The organism is Psychrobacter sp. PSP (genome assembly GCF_024085615.1).
GTDB classification, from domain to species: domain Bacteria; phylum Pseudomonadota; class Gammaproteobacteria; order Pseudomonadales; family Moraxellaceae; genus Psychrobacter; species Psychrobacter pacificensis.
This window is the reverse complement of the sequence record NZ_JABLTF010000015.1, coordinates 423,421-440,396: the sequence shown is the minus strand read 5'-3', so window position 1 is coordinate 440,396 and position 16,976 is coordinate 423,421. Positions and strand designations below refer to the sequence as shown.

The following is a 16,976-nucleotide window of genomic DNA, read 5'->3' as shown; positions in this document are numbered from 1 at the left end:
TTGATAAGGTCTCACTAATATGTGGGGCTTTTTTTCGTCCAAAGTTTGTCGAATTTTGCGCTACACTAGCGTAAAGCTGCTGTTACACCTTAGCGATTTTATTGGATACTATTTTATGTTTAAACCTATCATGTCAAAACCAACCACGAATAACATCACGATGAAAGGGGCGACGACGATCGCTATATTGGTGGCTCTCACTGGCTGTCAGACACTGCCTAGTGCTGAAATGAAAAAGCCGACCAGCACAGTGGATAGCAATCCACTGACCGCTGCTATGCCTGCCATTGATCGTCAAGGACACATTGCTTATGTGGAAGAGCAAGGGTCAGGGAGCGCAAAAGTATCGACACTCTATAGCATCCGTCCTGATGGCAGTGATCGTCAGCTCATCGATCAGATCACAGGCTATATCTATGCGCCAGCGTGGTCGGCTGATGGTCAATTGCTTGCTTATAGCAAACAAGCCCCGCGCGAGCATCCTAAAATATATATTTATGATAAAAGCAGCAAAACGCGCAATCTGGTCGTCAATGCTGAAGGCAGTAATATGTCAGCGTCATTTTCACCTGATGGTCAATATCTGCTCTATAGCTCTACGGTCGGCGGCAATGCTGATATTTATAAGATGCGCCTAAGTGATGGGAAAACTGAGCAATTAACGACACTACCGAGCACTGAGGTACAGCCCAGCTATGCCGCTGACGGCAAAAGCTTTGTTTATACCAGTGACAAAGTCCGTGCTGGGCGCCCACGTATCTATCGTTATCACTTCGCGACTGGTAAAGCCGTACCTGTACCGACAAATGGCTATGTCGCCAGTCCTCAGCTCAGTGTAGATGGTCAGCGCATGGCTTACCTAAATGGTCGTAAGGCGGCTGTCATGACACTAGCGACTGGACAAGTAGTTAGTCTGGCAGAAACTGGACTCGATGAACCGGCACGTCTATCTCCTTCTGGAAATTATGCGGTCTACCCAACGCGTTTTTCAAAAGTCAGCGGGCAAGTAGGCGGTCAAAGTTTAGGACGTCAAAAAGGTGGCGATTTGGTCATTCATTCGCTCTTAGGGAACACAAGTTACGCCATTAATAGCCAAAATGGTGGCGTCGTACGCTCACCGATATGGGGTCGTTAATAGCCACAGCTATATATTATGTAATGAAATGTATATATAATCATTAATAAACAAACATAAGTCTATTCTAAAAATAGAAATATAACGGCATCAAGTCGAGCAATCGTCATTCATGTCATACCAAACTATGTAACTGAGTGATTAAAAACCAAAAATGGTCCAGAGCACATCGCGCGCTTACGAGAGGCGGAGCGTCAGGCCCGGTTAGAAACTCAGATGGAGGTGCAGCTCGCCTCACAAAAAATCCTCGCGGATAGCGTGCGTGATCAATAATGCCAAAGTTGTCAGCGATAGCATCGATAATGGCTTTGAGAAAAGCGTGAGCCAATTGCTACAAATATATAAGCATGATCATAAAGCCGAGGGCGAGTACCTCAAGCAAAACCAAGACGTGCAAAAAGCACTGATGGTGCAACTGGTGGGCGCGCTCGAGCAATTGGCACAGCAGATGGCTCAGAGTCTATCGAGCCGTGCTGACGATCAAGCATCTACCACCGATGTCACAGAGCAGGCCGCGCTGATAGCACACGCTCTCAAAGATGCGCTTGCACCGCTAACGATGCGTATGGATGAGAAGCTGGCGATTGACAGCAGCACCGATCAATCTGGTAAGCTTATTGTCAACAGTCTCAATCGCCTCAATAAAATATTTGACGGTTATGAGTAATCGGTAAGGGTCATCATGGCACATAAAAAACAAAACCTACCACAAAAAACCTGCCCCGTGTGCCAACGCCCTTTTACCTGGCGTAAGAAGTGGGAGAAAGATTGGGAGCAGGTCGTGTATTGTTCTGAGCGGTGTCGGCGGGGGAAGGGTAAAGCGGATTGAGTTATTACAAAGTATTAAGGTAAATTATGAGCAAGCATTTTGAACATTCAAGTTTCCGAGAAAAACTTATTGAACGTCTATTTATTGGTGAAATGCTTAAACTTTCGTGGCAAAAAGATGACTGTCAATTGGAGGTCATGAAACCTGAAGTCGATAACGCAGGTTGCGATATTGTTCTCGAAGAAAACAGTGTTGTTCGCCATATTCAACTGAAAACCTCAAAATTTGGTGCTAAAAAATCAGGTCAAAACGTTAATATACGCTTAGCTAATAAACCTTCAGGATGTATTGTTTGGATAGAATTCGATGAACATACTTTAGAATTGTGCTCGTTTTATTTTTTTGGGTCTGAAGCTGGACAGCCATTAACTGGATTAGAAAATACTAAAGTAGCGAAGCATACAAAAGGTAATGCGGAGGGAGTGAAGGCTGAGCGACCTAACATACGGACAATTAACAAGGGACAGTTCACTAAATACGACAGTATAGAAGCTTTGTACGATGTGTTGTTCATTCCAAAATTATAAATTAATAGTTGTTAGCCTTTATATGCTGAAATATTGATTCGCACAACTCTGTTGCTGATGGTGTTAGTTTCCATGACTCACTTTGCATCAGTTCAACTATATCTCGACAAAAACCTGTCTTACTTTTAATAGTGCCTTGCTTACCATTTGAAAAAGTAAAAGATTTTTCATTATTTTCTAGCTTAGGTATGACCCCATCCTTACGCATTTTACTTAAAACATTATCAAAATATTTGCCTACTCCTTTAGTTGATGTCTGATAACTGTCAGTAAAATACTTTTCATAATCATCGCTATAGTCGAGCTTTTTTTTATTCCCTTGTTTAGCTAATCCATTATCAGGACACATCTCAAAAAACTTCTTTATGAGAAATTTCTTAGGCAATGAGTTTTCAGTCTCTTTGCCTTGAGTGATAGCTATTTTATCTCCTAGCTGTTTTTCAAGTTCATTGAATCTAGGCTTTTTCGTTAAATCAGCGTCTGCGATCACTAAGGCATTAGAAGTGATAAGTATTGCATTCAGACCCTTATTCTTACTGCTATCGACCGCTTCTAAAGAGTCAACCTCGAAATCCCAGTGCTCTAAGTTTGAGCCTTGATACTCCACAAACGCATAATGATAACCATCGATAAAGCGTGAGTAGTCTTCCCATTTAGTTTTATCAATCTCTTTTAGCTCTTCTAGATATTTCTTTAAGTATTGAACAAAGTATAGACGGTCAGTGATGCCTTCTACCCAAATTGTACAATTGGCTAAAAATACTGAGGAAGGCGATACGCCAAGTGTTTGCAATACAGTACGGTCACCATCACAACGTTTGATTACCGTCTCGTATTTGTTCTCTTCGTCATTCATTTGTTTTTTATCTACACGATATAAAGCAATGCGATTATCTTCGTTAATCATATCAAGTAGATAATTAGAATGACTGGTTGCCATATAGTAATGATCAGTTTCATTTAGCAAGAACTTCATCAGTTGTTTGACATAGCCTGCATGCAAATGCATTTCTGGTTCTTCAATAAAAAAGAAGGAGGGTTCAGTTGTTAAGAAAGCCTTATAAGTAAGAATAATAACTTGCTGTAGACCATCACCTAATTGTGAAATAGGGAACTGTTTTGCTTCTCCTATTTTGATATGTAAACTTTCCTCTTTACGATGAGGAATAAGGGTAATAATTTCATTGTTGAAGAAATAATGAGAAAGCTGGACTTGATAATCATAAATTCTTTGGCGTTCTTCAGGCATACCTAGTAATGAATCTGTTAAAAAATCAAAGAAGTCTTCACCCGAAATAATTTGCTCCTTTGAAAACCTGTAGTCCTGATGAGTACGTAATAATAGAGGAGATACTAAATTTTTAGTGTTTTCTATAGACTTTAAGTTTTTGAGGCTTCTCAAAGTATCTATGTAAAAGAAAATATTTCTATGTAATTTTAATGTGTAAATCCTATTTTTTTTAGACTCGAGACTTTCTAAAATATCTTCTAAATCATCTATTGGGGGGGAAGTTAAGCTTCTGCCTTGGAAATTTATCTAATATATTTCTTTCGTAATCATGTGGATATGAGTTTAATGAGTTTGTGGAAGTATTTTCAAGCCTATTTTTTACCCCTCTTACTCTGCTGATTAGGCTTTGGTAGTTGCTTTCAAGATTGTGGTACGTTTGAAAATCTGTAATGTTTGTTCCGATATCAATATCTTTATTTAAACCTCTAAAAAACTGCTCAGTATTATTCAAAACTTCTAGAATAGAATTAGGTGTCTTATATATAATCTGTAATTCGTTGCTGGTGGAATAAGCAAAATATCGCATAAAACGACTTTTACCCGAGTTATTGGCTCCTACAATAACGTTCAGGCGTTTTAACTCAAAAGGACGGTCTCGATTCAAACCTTCGCTTGAATCGAAATCTGTATATCCTTCTTTAAACCAAAGCTTTATAGTTTCTTCCATATCTAAAACCTAAATATTCCTACAAATTCGGATTCAACCACTTCTCAGCCGTCTTTATATCCCAATCTTTCCGCTCGGCATAATCCTCTAACTGATCTCGGCCTATTTTACCGACGTTAAAGTACTCACTCTCAGGATGCGAGTAATAGAAGCCGCTGACCGATGACGCAGGCCACATCGCATAGCTTTCGGTCAAAGTCGTGCCAATTGCCTCGACCGTACCGAGCCAATCAAACAATTTGCCTTTTTCGGTATGCTCAGGACAGGCAGGGTAGCCAGGCGCTGGGCGGATGCCAACGTATTTTTCTTTAATCAGCTCATCGTTGGTTAGAGTCTCATCAGCCTGATAGCCCCAGTAGTCTTTACGGACGCGCTCATGCAAATGCTCGGCAAAGGCTTCGGCTAGGCGATCAGATAGTGCTTGTACCATAATGGCGTTATAATCGTCGCCTGCCGCTTTATACTTTTCAGCGAGATCTTCAGTACCGATGATGGAGACGGTAAAGCCGCCTAGATAGTCAGTGTGCTGCTCTGATGGTGAGATAAAGTCGGCCAAGCTAAAGTTTGGCTTACCGCTGGCTTTATCCGATTGCTGGCGCAGATGCTCAAAGGTATGCGTAGGTTGGCCACCATCTGTAGGCGATTTGTCATAAACGCTAATCGTATCTGCGCCGGTGCGTTTGGCTGGAGCAATTTTAAACACCCCTTTAGCGATGATTAACTTTTCATCAATCATTTTTTGCATCAGGTTTTGCGCATTATCGAACAGATCACGCGCCGCTTCACCAACGACCTCATCTTGCAAGATTTTTGGATACTTACCTGCCAGACCCCACGAGATAAAGAACGGCGTCCAGTCGATATAGGGCAGCATCTTATCGATAGGGTAGTCGTCCAATATCACCTGACCGAGCTGATTCGGTACAGGCGGGGTATAGTTGTCCCAATCGTATTGAAAACCACCCTCAACTGATTCAGCATAAGTCAGCTTCGCCGCTTTTGGTTGACGCTTTGCCAGACGCTCGCGGACTTTGACATACTCTTCGCGGGTCTCATCGATGAGGGCGGTACGGTGCTCTTTGGATAGCAGCTTGGTTACCACGCCGACTGAGCGCGAGGCATCAGAGACATAGATGACCGCATCGTTTTGATACTGCGGTTCGACCTTGACGGCCGTATGCGCTTTAGATGTGGTGGCACCACCGATCATCAGTGGCAGGGTCATGCCGCGCTCTTGCATTTGCTTGGCGACATAGACCATCTCATCGAGACTCGGGGTAATCAGTCCTGATAGGCCGATGATATCGACTTTCTCTCTGATAGCGGTATCGAGAATGGTCTCGCATGGCACCATCACGCCCAGATCGACAATATCGTAGCCGTTACAGCCGAGGACCACGCCGACGATGTTTTTGCCGATATCATGGACGTCGCCTTTGACGGTTGCCATCAGGACTTTACCTTTGACTTCGCCTTCGATTTTTTCCGCTTCGATATACGGGTTGAGCCACGCGACCGATTGTTTCATGACGCGCGCCGACTTGACCACTTGCGGCAAAAACATTTTACCCGAGCCAAATAAATCACCGACGATATTCATACCGTCCATGAGTGGCCCTTCGATAACTTCTAGCGGTTTGGGGTATTTCTCCCACGCTTCTTTTGTATCTTCTTCGATAAAGGTGGTGATACCTTTGACCAGTGCATGGGCAATGCGCTCTTCTACCGTGCCCTCGCGCCAGCTCATATCGACGGTGCTGTCTTTTTTCTTGCCGCCATCCTGGTAGTTTTCAGCAACCGTCATCAGACGCTCAGTCGCATCCTGACCAGTTTCGCCTTGATTGCGGTTGAGCATGACGTCCTCAATCGCCTCGCGCGCCTCGACAGGGATGTCGTCATAGACTTCAAGCATCGACGGGTTGACGATACCCATGGTCAGGCCATTTTTGATCGCGTGAAATAGGAACACAGAGTTGATCGCTTCACGAATCGGATTACCACGGAAACTAAACGAAACGTTGGACACGCCGCCTGATACCATCGCATTGGGCAGGTTGTCTGTGATCCAGCGCGTGGCATTGATAAAGTCCGCGCCGTAGTTGTTGTGCTCGATGATACCCGTGGCGACCGCAAAGATATTGGGGTCAAAAATAATGTCCTCGCTAGGGAAGCCTACTTCGTTGACCAATACATCGTAGCTGCGTTTAGATATCTCGATTTTGCGCTCGTAGGTATCGGCTTGACCGTCTTCATCGAATGCCATGACGATAATGGCAGCGCCGTAGCGCATGCATAATTTGGCGCGCTCAACGAACTCAGCATGACCTTCTTTTAGCGAGATGGAGTTGACGACAGATTTACCTTGCGTACGTTTGAGGCCTTCTTCGATGATGTCCCATTTGGACGAGTCAATCATGAGGGGCACACGGCTGATATCTGGCTCGCCTGAGACGAGGTTGACGAAGTGAATCATGGCTTGCTTCGAGTCGAGCATGCCTTCGTCCATATTGATATCGACGATCTGCGCACCGCCCTCGACTTGATCACGCGCGACATCGAGCGCCTCGGTATAGGCTTCGGTCTTAATTAGGCGCAAAAACTTCTTGGAGCCTGTGACGTTGGTACGCTCACCGACGTTGACGAACAAGCTATCAGGCGTGATGTTAAACGGCTCAAGCCCTGAGAGGCGGCAGGCAGGCGCAATCTCTGGGATGGCGCGCGGCGGATAGTTCGCCACCATATCTGCAATGTGGCGGATATGCTCAGGGGTGGTACCACAGCAGCCACCAACGATGTTTAAGATTCCCGCTTTGGCAAAGCCTTCGAGTAGGGCGGCGGTCTCTTCAGCGGTTTCGTCATATTCACCAAACTCATTGGGCAGCCCCGCGTTTGGATGCGCAGAGACGTAAGTATCAGCAATGTTCGATAGCGTTTGGATGTGCGGACGCAGCGCATCCGCGCCAAGCGCACAGTTAAAGCCAACGGATAATGGCTTGGCATGGCGGATCGAGTTATAAAACGCCTCTGCCGTTTGACCAGATAGCGTGCGACCTGAGGCATCAGTAATCGTACCCGAAATCATAATAGGCAGCTCAAAGCCAATATCATCAAACACACCCGTGATGGCAAATATCGCTGCCTTGGCATTGAGCGTATCAAAGATTGTCTCAATCAAAATAAGATCGACGCCGCCTTCTATCAAGCACAAGGTTGCTTCACGGTAGTTTAGGACCAACTCATCAAAGGTAATATTACGAAAGGCAGGATCATTGACATCAGGTGATATCGAGCACGTGCGTGAGGTTGGCCCCACCACACCGGCGACAAAGCGCGGTTTCTCAGGCGTCTTGGCGGTAAATTCATCGGCCGCCTCGCGCGCAATCTTGGCTGCTGTCTTATTGAGCTCAGGCACCAAGTACTGCATGTCATAGTCAGCCATCGATAGCCGCGTACCGTTAAAGCTATTGGTCTCAATAATATCAGCGCCAGCGGCTAGGTGGTCATGATGGATATCGGTAATCATCTGCGGCTGCGTGAGCACGAGCAGATCGTTATTGCCGCGCACATCTTGGTCGATATCGGCAAAACGCTCACCACGATAATCTGACTCTTCTAGTTTATAGGTCTGAATCTGCGTACCCATTGCACCGTCCAACATCAAGATGCGTGAAGCCATCTGCTCAGTGATACGGGCGCGCGCGGTGAGCTGCTGTTCCTTATAAGGAAAGACAGCAGGTGGCGTCAAAATAAAGTCATCAGCGGATGATGCATCAGAAGTAGTATCAGATTGAGAAGAGGTCGGTGAGGTCATCGTTTGAGTCATAGGTGCGCTGCTTATATCGTCAATATTATAAAAGGAAGGAATAACAAACCAATAGAGTACAAAGTCTTATAAAGGAAAACATCAAATTTGAATTATTTTAGCATGAAAAATATAGCACACATGGATACTGTTCATTCTACTTTTACCATAGACAAGCAGATACCTATTCATTGAACTGCTGAGCATAGCATTAAATTCTGTTTCGTAAAGAATATGTGCACAAATGAATATCATTTCGTTTATGGATTACATAAAGCTTTGCTTATGCAAATGAAAGCCAACGCTTGTGCTTAAAAGTCCAACAGAGTTTACACCGGTACTACAAAAAGTTGCGTAAAGGCAGGTTGATAAAGGTTTTATACATGTTAATTTTATTTAATGACAATCATTCATTTGTTAAGTTTTTCTTATAAATAACTTATGGGCAAAAATTTATTATTGTTCTGTTGGTCTATCTAGATTTTGCTTATCAAGAAATAAGCGTTTGAATAGCACGAGCAACTGATATCAGAAGACAATATAACCTATAAGACAATAAGCGAATACATACTCAATCATTAAGGATAATGTTATGAAACTGACTAAAATTGCGACTATCGGCACGCTAGCTATCTCTATCGCTGGCTTAAGTGCTTGTAACAATATGATGCCAGCAAAAAGCGCAGATATGAAGCCGCCAATGCATAGCCAACAAATGGCAAAAATGAACGTGGTACAAGTTGCTCAAAGTAATTCTGATTTTTCAGTCTTAGTAGAAGCGGTACAAGCAGCAGGTCTAACGGGTATGCTGTCTGATCCTAACGCTCACTACACCATATTTGCCCCAACCAATGAGGCGTTTATGCAGGCAATGAAAGAGACTGGCATGACTAAAGCGCAACTGTTTGCTGATAAAGCAATGCTAAGAAAAGTACTAGGTTATCATGTCATCAGTGGCGACATGGCCATGTATGCCAAAGATGTCAAACCTGGTAATGTCATGACCGCAAGCAAAGACACGCTAATGGTGACGAATCAAGGTAAGTTGATGGACGAAAACGGTCGCACTGCCAATATCGTAAAAACAGATATCTCAGCGACCAATGGCGTTGTCCATGTCATCGATAGAGTGCTACTACCTAAATAAGATTCATTAAAAAATAATTATTTTTTATATTATGAAGATTTAGTGAGCAGCCATTATTTGATGAATTTTTCATTAGATAACGGCTGTTTTACTATTTAATTGGCATGATTTAGATATAAATAACGCCTATTTTAATGAGTGAGCATGACCAATAAGCGCGATCCTTCATACATCACAATAACCGATATACAAGTGAACAATGGTATATACGTGATTGATACAGTGCTACTACTTAAGTAAGTATCAATTAAAAATTAAACATTTAGAATTGAAACTATTGATATAGCGAATAATTACTTACAGCAAATTGTCTATAGCTAAAAAATGTCAATTATTGATATACGTATTAGCGTCAGCTATTCATGTAGTAAAGACAGTTATTCGCTAGACAAACCAGACATCCAATTATTAAAAGGAATGACCCATGTTAAAGAAGAATTTATTATCGATCGCAGTAGTAACAGCAGCGATGTCATTAGCAGCATGTAACGATACTGAAACAGTCGCAGACCCAGCTGAGCCTGAGGCTACTACTGAAGAAGTGGTGGTTGAGCCAGTAGCAGAGACCGAAGCCGAGCCAATGGTTGAAGCCGAGCCAATGGCAGATGACATGAATATGGAAGCGACACAAACCATCGCAGAAATCGCTGCAAACAACGACAATCTCACTATTCTGACAGCGGCACTAAAATCAGCGGGTCTTGACACCATGTTGATGGAAGACACCAAATACACTGTATTTGCACCAACTGATGATGCATTTGCCCCTGTATTAGAAAAATTAGGCGTGACCAAAGACGAGCTATTGGCTAATAAAGACTTATTAAAAACCGTATTGCCTTATCATGTTGTTCCAATGGAAGTGAAAGCAGCTGATATCCCTTATGGTACCGATATCGAAACGGCGAACGGCAAAACCATCTCAATCAGCGAAGACAATGTTATTACTGATGCGGCTGGTAACACAGCCAACATCACAGGTACTGATATCATGGCAAGCAACGGCGTGATTCATACAATCGACACAGTATTGATGCCTGAGTAAGATTAATAGTTAGTTAAGTCACTCTGAGACTTAACAAGAGTAAAAGAGCCTAGCTATAATGCTGGGCTTTTTTGTGTCTATAAGATGGTGGCGCGTAGCAGCGGTATCTTAAAAATCTGCGTTATTTATTTGTAATAAAAAAGCCCGAGACCATTGCCTCGGGCTTTTAGGAAGACTGAATAAGATTGAGCAGTAGCTACGTTAGCGCATATTATCTATATTACTTACGTAGTGGGTCTACATTCGTTCTTTTTTGGTCTGCTAGATGACGCTCTTCCCAATAAGGTGCGTTTTTGATACCGAATTTTGCCGGATCAAAACTATAGCGTGCCACACCAGCTTTACGTTGTGCTTCGTAGTCTTTAAGCATGGTAAGCGTTGGACGAGCCACGATAAAGATAACAAGGATACCAACAATGTTGAGCCAAGCCATAAGACCAACACCGATATCGCCGATGGCCCAGATATAACCAGCTGAGTTAAGACCACCATAAGCAACCATCGCCATGATCAATACTTTAACGAGGAATAGACCAGTTTTGTTTGCGTTACGACCAAGGAAGCGTGTCAAGTAAGCGACGTTTACTTCAGCGATGTAGTAATACGCTAAGATAGTTGTAAAGGCAAAGAAGAATACAGCAATTGCGATAAACGCGTTACCAAATGTACCGTATACCGATTCCATTGCCATCTGCGTAAACGCAGGCGCATTGATTTCAGTCGTAGCGGCAACGTTCTGAACGATGAACTGACCATCTGGTAGTGTACCTTGGATGTTGTACATGCCAGTAGATAAGATCATGAATGCAGTCGCAGAACAAACCAACAATGTATCAACATATACTGAGAATGCCTGAACAAGACCTTGCTGTGATGGATGCTCAACTTCAGCAGCTGCGGCAGCGTGAGGACCTGTACCCTGACCGGCTTCGTTAGAGTAAATACCACGCTTAACACCCCAACCGATTGCTGCACCAAAACCTGCTTGTGCAGTGAATGCATCGCCAATGATCATGCCAAACACATCTGGAATCAGGCTGAAGTTGCTGAGCATGATGATTAAGGCGAGGACGATGTAACCAAGTGCCATAAATGGAACGGCAAACTCAGTAAAGGTTGCAATACGCTTAATACCACCGAAAATGATGACACCTAAGACGACTAAGATAATGGCCAAGCCAACCAAGCGCATAGAGCCAACTTCTAGGCCTGCAACGTTCATGATTGTACCTTCGCCCATTAACTGTGCGAATGCACTGATAACACCGTTGGCCTGTACGCCAGGTAAGAACATACCGCATGATAAAATAGAAGCGATGGCGAAGAGGATGCCGTACCATTTTTGACCAAGGGCACGCTCAAAGTAATAAGCAGGGCCACCGCGATATTCGCCAGTTACCACATCTTTTTCTTTGTAAATCTGTGCAAGGGTAGACTCGACATAGGCAGTAGACGCGCCTAAGAACGCCACGATCCACATCCAAAATACAGCACCTGGACCACCGAAGCCGATAGCAGCAGCTACCCCAGCGATGTTACCCATACCCACACGTCCTGCGAGGGAAACGGCTAGTGCCTGAAATGACGAAATACCATCAGTACTGGACTTACCAGTGAATAGTAGTTTGATCATTTCACCGAATAGACGTACTTGTACGAAGCGCGTCATGATGGAATAGAACAGACCAGCGCCCAAGCACAGATAGATCAGTGCTGGGCTCCAGATAATTCCGTTTACCAAGTTAACTAAACCTTCCATATGTATATTCCTAGTACTGTCTCAAGGTGGCTCTGTATGCTAGGAGTAAATTAACTGGTTAACTTACTTATTTAAGTTAAGCAGTTAAATTATCTGCATCGACTCATATCTATATTAGTTTAAGTCTCATACGTGCTTAGCCACCAAGAATGGACTGTAGTTGTCTGTATTTATCCGCTTGGCTTTATCAGTGACACAGACTATTTTTATAGCGCTTGTCATTGATAGCATTAATATCAGCTGTGTGTTTGATTGTTCTACAGCCTCAACTACTGCGGTGTCCTATCATCACGTTATGAATGAGATGAATTATAAGTCCGCGGATAAAACAGGCGGTTATATAATTAAATACTCTTCATGATAAGGGTATTTAATTTGCTATGAGCCGTCCCGATTGGCTACACTGTTGGTAGGGCGAATTGATGGTATTGGTGGAGTATTCGTAAGTTGAATAATGTCTTCTTTACACATCGATCAACTCGCTAATACGTATCAAGCTATAAGTCCACTACCAAATGTATTCAAACCATACGGCTACGTAACTGCAATTTGCCATATTTTTGTCCTAATTACTAGAAATTTCTTTGTGTATGGACGGATGAGTTTTATTTTTGGACCATCGATTTATGCATCATTAGCCTTGATAAAGAAGCGAATTTATGAACTGGCAATCCATTTAATAAACTTTAGTCTATCTAAAAAGTAATAGCATCACATAAAGGTATAACCAAAAAAATGACACCCAGTTATTGCGGTTGTGTTTTGGTAACGGTCAATTGTAAAAGCATCATGATAGCGTCATTATGAGCAGTATATCTTGTAGCTTATAAGACTGAGCAATATGCATGAGTGGTTTTTCATGTTGTGTCTGTAGATATAAAAGCTACAAGCACGTGCCTTTATACAAAATATAGAACGCATATGACCGTTAGATGATTGTGAAGGCATAAACGCAAAAAAATTATTAAAAAACGTGTTACCAGATATTTGTTATTTATCATTATTAGGAGAAACAACGATGACGCGTAAATCTATTATGAAGCCGATGTTGCTAGCAGCACTATTGACGACTTCTACTGTCGGTCTGAGCGGCTGTGGTTATAACAATCTGCAGGCGCAAGACGAGCAAGTAACGGCTTCGTGGTCAGAAGTGGTCAACCAATATCAGCGCCGCAGCGATTTGGTACCAAACTTGGTCAAAGTCGTACAGCAGTATGCTGAACAAGAGCAAGAGGTGTTCACCCAAGTGGCACAAGCGCGCTCGCGTGCGGGCGGCATCACGGTGACGCCTGAAGTGCTCAATGACCCAGAAGCAATGGAGCGTTATGCTGCTGCGCAAGATCAGATGACAGGCGCATTATCACGCCTGATGGCAGTGTCTGAGCGTTACCCTGAGCTAAAATCAGATGCGCTGTTCCAAGATCTGCAAGCGCAGCTAGAAGGCACCGAAAACCGTATTGCGGTCGCTCGTAACCGCTATATCCAAGAAGTGCAAGGCTACAACACCACCGTGCGCCAGTTCCCAACCAATATCACCGCAAAAGTATTTGGCATGGATGCCAAACCAAACTTTACCGTTGCTAATGAAGATGCAATTTCGACAGCGCCAAGTGTTGATTTTGGCGATTCTGCAAAAGCAGAGTAGGAAGTATTAGAAATATACAAAAATAGAGCGGTGTATGCCGCTCTATTTATTTAGCTGATGACTATTAGTTAATGTCTATTAATTTATAAAGATGTCATTTGAGGTGGTAGAGATTAGATGAATAATTCAAAAGCAATCTTATCAGCATTACTGTTTACACTGAGCGTCAGCGGTGCATCAGTGCTGCATGCTGCGCCTGGTGACGATGTTGGCACGGCTGTAGCGACAGATAGCCCCTCAAATCTGCAAAATCGTAGTGTTGAAGACTTGGTAGCCATTGCCAAAGCTGGTGAATCCAATGAAGCGATCAATGATGCGGTATTAAATAATGATGCCATCAATGGCGCGGTGCTTGGTAATGACGCTATTAATCAAAGCGCAGCAAATGATGAGGCAACCGCTAGTGCGCAAGCGCCAGCTCAGCCACCAGTAACCTCAAGTGCCCAGAGCGTTGATGCTGACAAACTCATACTGAATGAACCAGTCGTTGATCAAGCCAATATCTTAAATCCGCAAGAAAAACAGCGTCTAGAGGCGCAGCTAAGAAATATTTATCAGCAGGGTTTGGCACAAGCAGCAGTGGTCATCGTACCAACAACCAATGGTTTGCCTATATTTGACTATGCTTTACAGGTTGCAGAAAAATGGCAATTGGGTGACAAAGATATTGACGATGGTCTGCTCATCGTCGTAGCAGTCAATGACCGTGACATGTATATCCTCACAGGCTATGGGTTAGAGGGTGTATTGCCAGATGCTGCGGTCAATCGTATTATCCGTGAGGACATCACACCATTATTTAAGCAAAACAACTATGGTGCTGGAATACTGGCTGGCGTGGATGCACTTAAGACACGCCTAACGGCTGATCCTGAGGTATTGGCACGTGCTGATGCCCAAGCTGCTGAGCGTAGTGCCGTGCAAGGCTCAGATGAGCTACCATCACCTATTTTCTTATTTATTATGGCGATGATATTTGGCAGTTTTATTACCAACATCTTAGGCCGAGTATTTGGTTCTATTATCACGGCAGGCGGCTTTTTCGCCGGTTCATTAGCGCTTGGCGGCGGCTTTTTTATGACATTGATCATGGCGATATTTATATGGATGTTCTTGATTTCCCGTGGCGGCGGTGGTGGCAAAGGCGGCGGCGGTAAAGGTGGGCGTAGAGGCGGTGGCATGATTTTCTTACCCGGTATGGGTGGGGGTAGTGGTGGCGGCTTTGGCGGTGGTGGTTTCGGTGGCGGCGGCTTTGGTGGTGGTGGCGGCGGTTTTGGTGGTGGCGGTGCTGGTGGCTCGTGGTAACGGTCTACTTCGTAAAAGCTTAGAGTCTTAATAAGAACGTTTGCAACTATCCAAACACCAGTAATCATCAACAATGACGTATTTTAGGAAACAAAATAATGGCAGAAAACCATGCTTCAACTTCTAGCTTTGCTCGATGGTGGCGTCAGGTCTTGTTTGTCCCTTTGCTGCATAGCAAGTGGCTGACGGCAGACGCTCGCGCGCGTCTAACAGATCAAGTGACACGTGCTGAGCGTGGACATCGTGGTGAAGTGTTTTTGATTGTAGAGAATCATTTACCGATTCAAGACGCTTATCATATGGATTGCCGCGAGCGAGCAATTGATCTGTTTAGTGAATATCGAGTTTGGGATACCGAAGAGAACACAGGCGTTCTCATCTATGTCAATATCTGCGAGCATCAGTTAGAGATTGTGGCGGATCGCGGTATCAGCACGCATGTAAGCCCAACCGTCTGGCGTGCTATGTGCGAAAAAGCAGTATCAGGTATCAGCAACAAGAAGACAGAAGAGAGCTTGGCCCAATTGTTGGATGAAGTGGGACAAGTGCTGCGCCAGTACTATCAGCTTGAGCACAATCCAGCAGGCAATGAGCTGTCTGATACCGTGGTATTTTTAAAATAGTAATACGGCCTCTTGAAGCGCATTATTGATAGAGTCGAAGGTGACTGTTCTCGTCTCTAGGGTTTTGATGCTAAAATATCGCACGCAAAATGTTCGTACCGTTTAAAGACGGTACAAATATATAAATTGTCCACGGCTCGTCTCGATGACACCATTATTGGAATACTATGATTGATTTAATACAGAAACTACCAAAAGCGGAACTTCATTTACATATCGAAGGGTCATTAGAGCCTGAGCTGATGTTTAGACTGGCAAGAAAGAACAACGTAGAGATCCCTTATGACAGCGTAGAAGACGTGCGCGCCGCCTATAACTTTAATAATCTGCAAAGTTTTTTAGATATCTACTATGCTGGCGCAAATGTCTTACTCACCCAAGACGACTTTTATGATTTGACGTGGGAATATATTCTGAAGTGTGTTGAAGACAATGTCATCCACACAGAAATATTCTTCGACCCGCAGACGCATACCGAACGCGGCGTGGCTTTTGAAGCGGTCATCACAGGTATCAAAGATGCGCTTGCCGATGCCAAAGAAAAGTACGGCATCACCTCTTGTATCATCATGTGTTTTTTACGCCATTTATCGCAAGAAGCAGCGTTTGAAACATTAGAGCAAGCAATGGCATTTAAAGATGACATCATCGGTGTTGGTCTGGACTCATCAGAGCTTGGTAACCCACCATCGAAGTTCAAAGACGTATTCAAAAAGGCCAAAGAAGCAGGCTTTAAACTGGTCGCTCATGCAGGCGAAGAAGCGGACTTTTCATATATCTACGAAGCGCTAGACTTACTGAATATCAATCGAATCGATCATGGTGTGCAGTCTATAAAAAGCCCAGAGCTGATGCAGAGACTCAAAGACGAGCAAATGCCACTAACCGTTTGCCCGAACTCAAATATCGAACTGCGAGTTTTTGATAATTACAAAGAGCATAATATCAAAGCGCTTTTAGACTATGGGCTTAATATCAGCGTCAATTCAGACGATCCTGCCTATTTCAAGGGCTATGTGAACCAAAATTTTATCAACTTATATGAGAATCTACCGATAACAGAAGAGGATATTATTACGTTAGTAAAAAACTCATTTAGATCGGCATTTATCAGTGACGAGCTAAAAGAAGCTTACTTAGCGAAAGTGGACGCGGCATTGTAATAAAGGCGGATTACTTTGATCGCGAAGGCTTAACGATT

14 protein-coding genes are annotated in these 16,976 nt (G+C 43.6%); 10 read left to right on the top strand and 4 right to left on the bottom strand.

Annotated elements, in window-relative coordinates; genetic code table 11:
- The first annotated feature begins 115 nt into the window (after nt 1-115).
- From HL061_RS05945 to HL061_RS05930, 4 genes are all read left to right on the top strand, one after another.
- Nucleotides 116-1,135, top strand: a complete 1,020-nt coding sequence (locus HL061_RS05945) for a PD40 domain-containing protein (protein WP_186475065.1) — start codon at nt 116-118, stop codon at nt 1,133-1,135.
- A 262-nt stretch (nt 1,136-1,397) separates the two neighbouring features.
- The gene (locus tag HL061_RS05940; protein WP_186475064.1) at nt 1,398-1,802 is read left to right on the top strand and encodes a hypothetical protein; all 405 of its coding nucleotides are present in this window, start codon (nt 1,398-1,400) and stop codon (nt 1,800-1,802) included.
- A 15-nt stretch (nt 1,803-1,817) separates the two neighbouring features.
- Complete coding sequence (locus tag HL061_RS05935; RefSeq protein ID WP_186475063.1) at nt 1,818-1,964, top strand: DUF2256 domain-containing protein; 147 nt, start codon at nt 1,818-1,820, stop codon at nt 1,962-1,964.
- Between the two features lie 26 nt (nt 1,965-1,990).
- On the top strand, nt 1,991-2,491 hold the full coding sequence (locus HL061_RS05930) for a hypothetical protein (RefSeq protein WP_186475062.1): 501 nt from the start codon (nt 1,991-1,993) through the stop codon (nt 2,489-2,491).
- Nucleotide 2,492: 1 nt separating this feature from the next.
- On the opposite strand, the gene HL061_RS05925 is transcribed toward HL061_RS05930, so the two are convergent.
- The 3 genes from HL061_RS05925 to metH are packed head-to-tail and all read right to left on the bottom strand — an operon-like array spanning nt 2,493 to nt 8,272.
- On the bottom strand, nt 2,493-3,941 hold the full coding sequence (locus tag HL061_RS05925; protein ID WP_355457218.1) for an AAA family ATPase: 1,449 nt from the start codon (nt 3,939-3,941) through the stop codon (nt 2,493-2,495).
- Nucleotides 3,942-3,984: 43 nt separating this feature from the next.
- Nucleotides 3,985-4,449, bottom strand: coding sequence for a hypothetical protein (locus HL061_RS05920; RefSeq protein ID WP_186475060.1), 465 nt, complete (start codon nt 4,447-4,449; stop codon nt 3,985-3,987).
- A gap of 19 nt (nt 4,450-4,468) precedes the next feature.
- Nucleotides 4,469-8,272 carry a methionine synthase gene (metH, locus tag HL061_RS05915; RefSeq protein ID WP_252962617.1) on the bottom strand — a complete coding sequence of 1,268 codons (3,804 nt, stop codon included), beginning with the start codon at nt 8,270-8,272 and terminating at the stop codon, nt 4,469-4,471.
- Nucleotides 8,273-8,843: 571 nt separating this feature from the next.
- Between metH and HL061_RS05910 the strand changes: the two genes are divergently transcribed.
- Together HL061_RS05910 and HL061_RS05905 are read left to right on the top strand one after the other, a co-directional pair.
- On the top strand, nt 8,844-9,398 hold the full coding sequence (locus HL061_RS05910) for a fasciclin domain-containing protein (RefSeq protein ID WP_093069500.1): 555 nt from the start codon (nt 8,844-8,846) through the stop codon (nt 9,396-9,398).
- A gap of 424 nt (nt 9,399-9,822) precedes the next feature.
- The gene (locus HL061_RS05905) at nt 9,823-10,443 is read left to right on the top strand and encodes a fasciclin domain-containing protein (protein ID WP_093069503.1); all 621 of its coding nucleotides are present in this window, start codon (nt 9,823-9,825) and stop codon (nt 10,441-10,443) included.
- A gap of 220 nt (nt 10,444-10,663) precedes the next feature.
- Here the strand turns inward: HL061_RS05905 and HL061_RS05900 are convergent, their stop codons facing one another.
- Nucleotides 10,664-12,202: an alanine/glycine:cation symporter family protein gene (locus HL061_RS05900; protein ID WP_071002236.1), complete on the bottom strand. Its 1,539-nt coding sequence runs from the start codon at nt 12,200-12,202 to the stop codon at nt 10,664-10,666.
- A gap of 1,018 nt (nt 12,203-13,220) precedes the next feature.
- Between HL061_RS05900 and HL061_RS05895 the strand changes: the two genes are divergently transcribed.
- From HL061_RS05895 to HL061_RS05880, 4 genes are all read left to right on the top strand, one after another.
- Nucleotides 13,221-13,847, top strand: coding sequence for a LemA family protein (locus HL061_RS05895; RefSeq protein ID WP_071002235.1), 627 nt, complete (start codon nt 13,221-13,223; stop codon nt 13,845-13,847).
- 117 nt (nt 13,848-13,964) lie between these two features.
- Nucleotides 13,965-15,152: a TPM domain-containing protein gene (locus HL061_RS05890; protein ID WP_071002234.1), complete on the top strand. Its 1,188-nt coding sequence runs from the start codon at nt 13,965-13,967 to the stop codon at nt 15,150-15,152.
- Nucleotides 15,153-15,250: 98 nt separating this feature from the next.
- A complete protein-coding gene (locus HL061_RS05885; protein WP_071002233.1) occupies nt 15,251-15,775 on the top strand; it encodes a TPM domain-containing protein in 525 nt (174 codons plus the stop codon).
- 167 nt (nt 15,776-15,942) lie between these two features.
- Nucleotides 15,943-16,938, top strand: coding sequence for an adenosine deaminase (locus tag HL061_RS05880; protein ID WP_071002232.1), 996 nt, complete (start codon nt 15,943-15,945; stop codon nt 16,936-16,938).
- Nucleotides 16,939-16,976: the final 38 nt, after the last annotated feature.

What these genes read in the sequence shown, in the direction of transcription:
- HL061_RS05895 (WP_071002235.1), top strand. Translation starts at nt 13,221, where the DNA reads ATGACGCGTAAATCTATTATGAAGCCGATGTTGCTAGCAGCACTATTG.
- HL061_RS05935 (WP_186475063.1), top strand. Translation starts at nt 1,818, where the DNA reads ATGGCACATAAAAAACAAAACCTACCACAAAAAACCTGCCCCGTGTGC.
- HL061_RS05880 (WP_071002232.1), top strand. Translation starts at nt 15,943, where the DNA reads ATGATTGATTTAATACAGAAACTACCAAAAGCGGAACTTCATTTACAT.
- metH (WP_252962617.1), bottom strand. Translation starts at nt 8,272, where the DNA reads ATGACTCAAACGATGACCTCACCGACCTCTTCTCAATCTGATACTACT.
- HL061_RS05905 (WP_093069503.1), top strand. Translation starts at nt 9,823, where the DNA reads ATGTTAAAGAAGAATTTATTATCGATCGCAGTAGTAACAGCAGCGATG.
- HL061_RS05920 (WP_186475060.1), bottom strand. Translation starts at nt 4,449, where the DNA reads ATGGAAGAAACTATAAAGCTTTGGTTTAAAGAAGGATATACAGATTTC.
- HL061_RS05885 (WP_071002233.1), top strand. Translation starts at nt 15,251, where the DNA reads ATGGCAGAAAACCATGCTTCAACTTCTAGCTTTGCTCGATGGTGGCGT.
- HL061_RS05945 (WP_186475065.1), top strand. Translation starts at nt 116, where the DNA reads ATGTTTAAACCTATCATGTCAAAACCAACCACGAATAACATCACGATG.
- HL061_RS05890 (WP_071002234.1), top strand. Translation starts at nt 13,965, where the DNA reads ATGAATAATTCAAAAGCAATCTTATCAGCATTACTGTTTACACTGAGC.
- HL061_RS05930 (WP_186475062.1), top strand. Translation starts at nt 1,991, where the DNA reads ATGAGCAAGCATTTTGAACATTCAAGTTTCCGAGAAAAACTTATTGAA.
- HL061_RS05900 (WP_071002236.1), bottom strand. Translation starts at nt 12,202, where the DNA reads ATGGAAGGTTTAGTTAACTTGGTAAACGGAATTATCTGGAGCCCAGCA.
- HL061_RS05910 (WP_093069500.1), top strand. Translation starts at nt 8,844, where the DNA reads ATGAAACTGACTAAAATTGCGACTATCGGCACGCTAGCTATCTCTATC.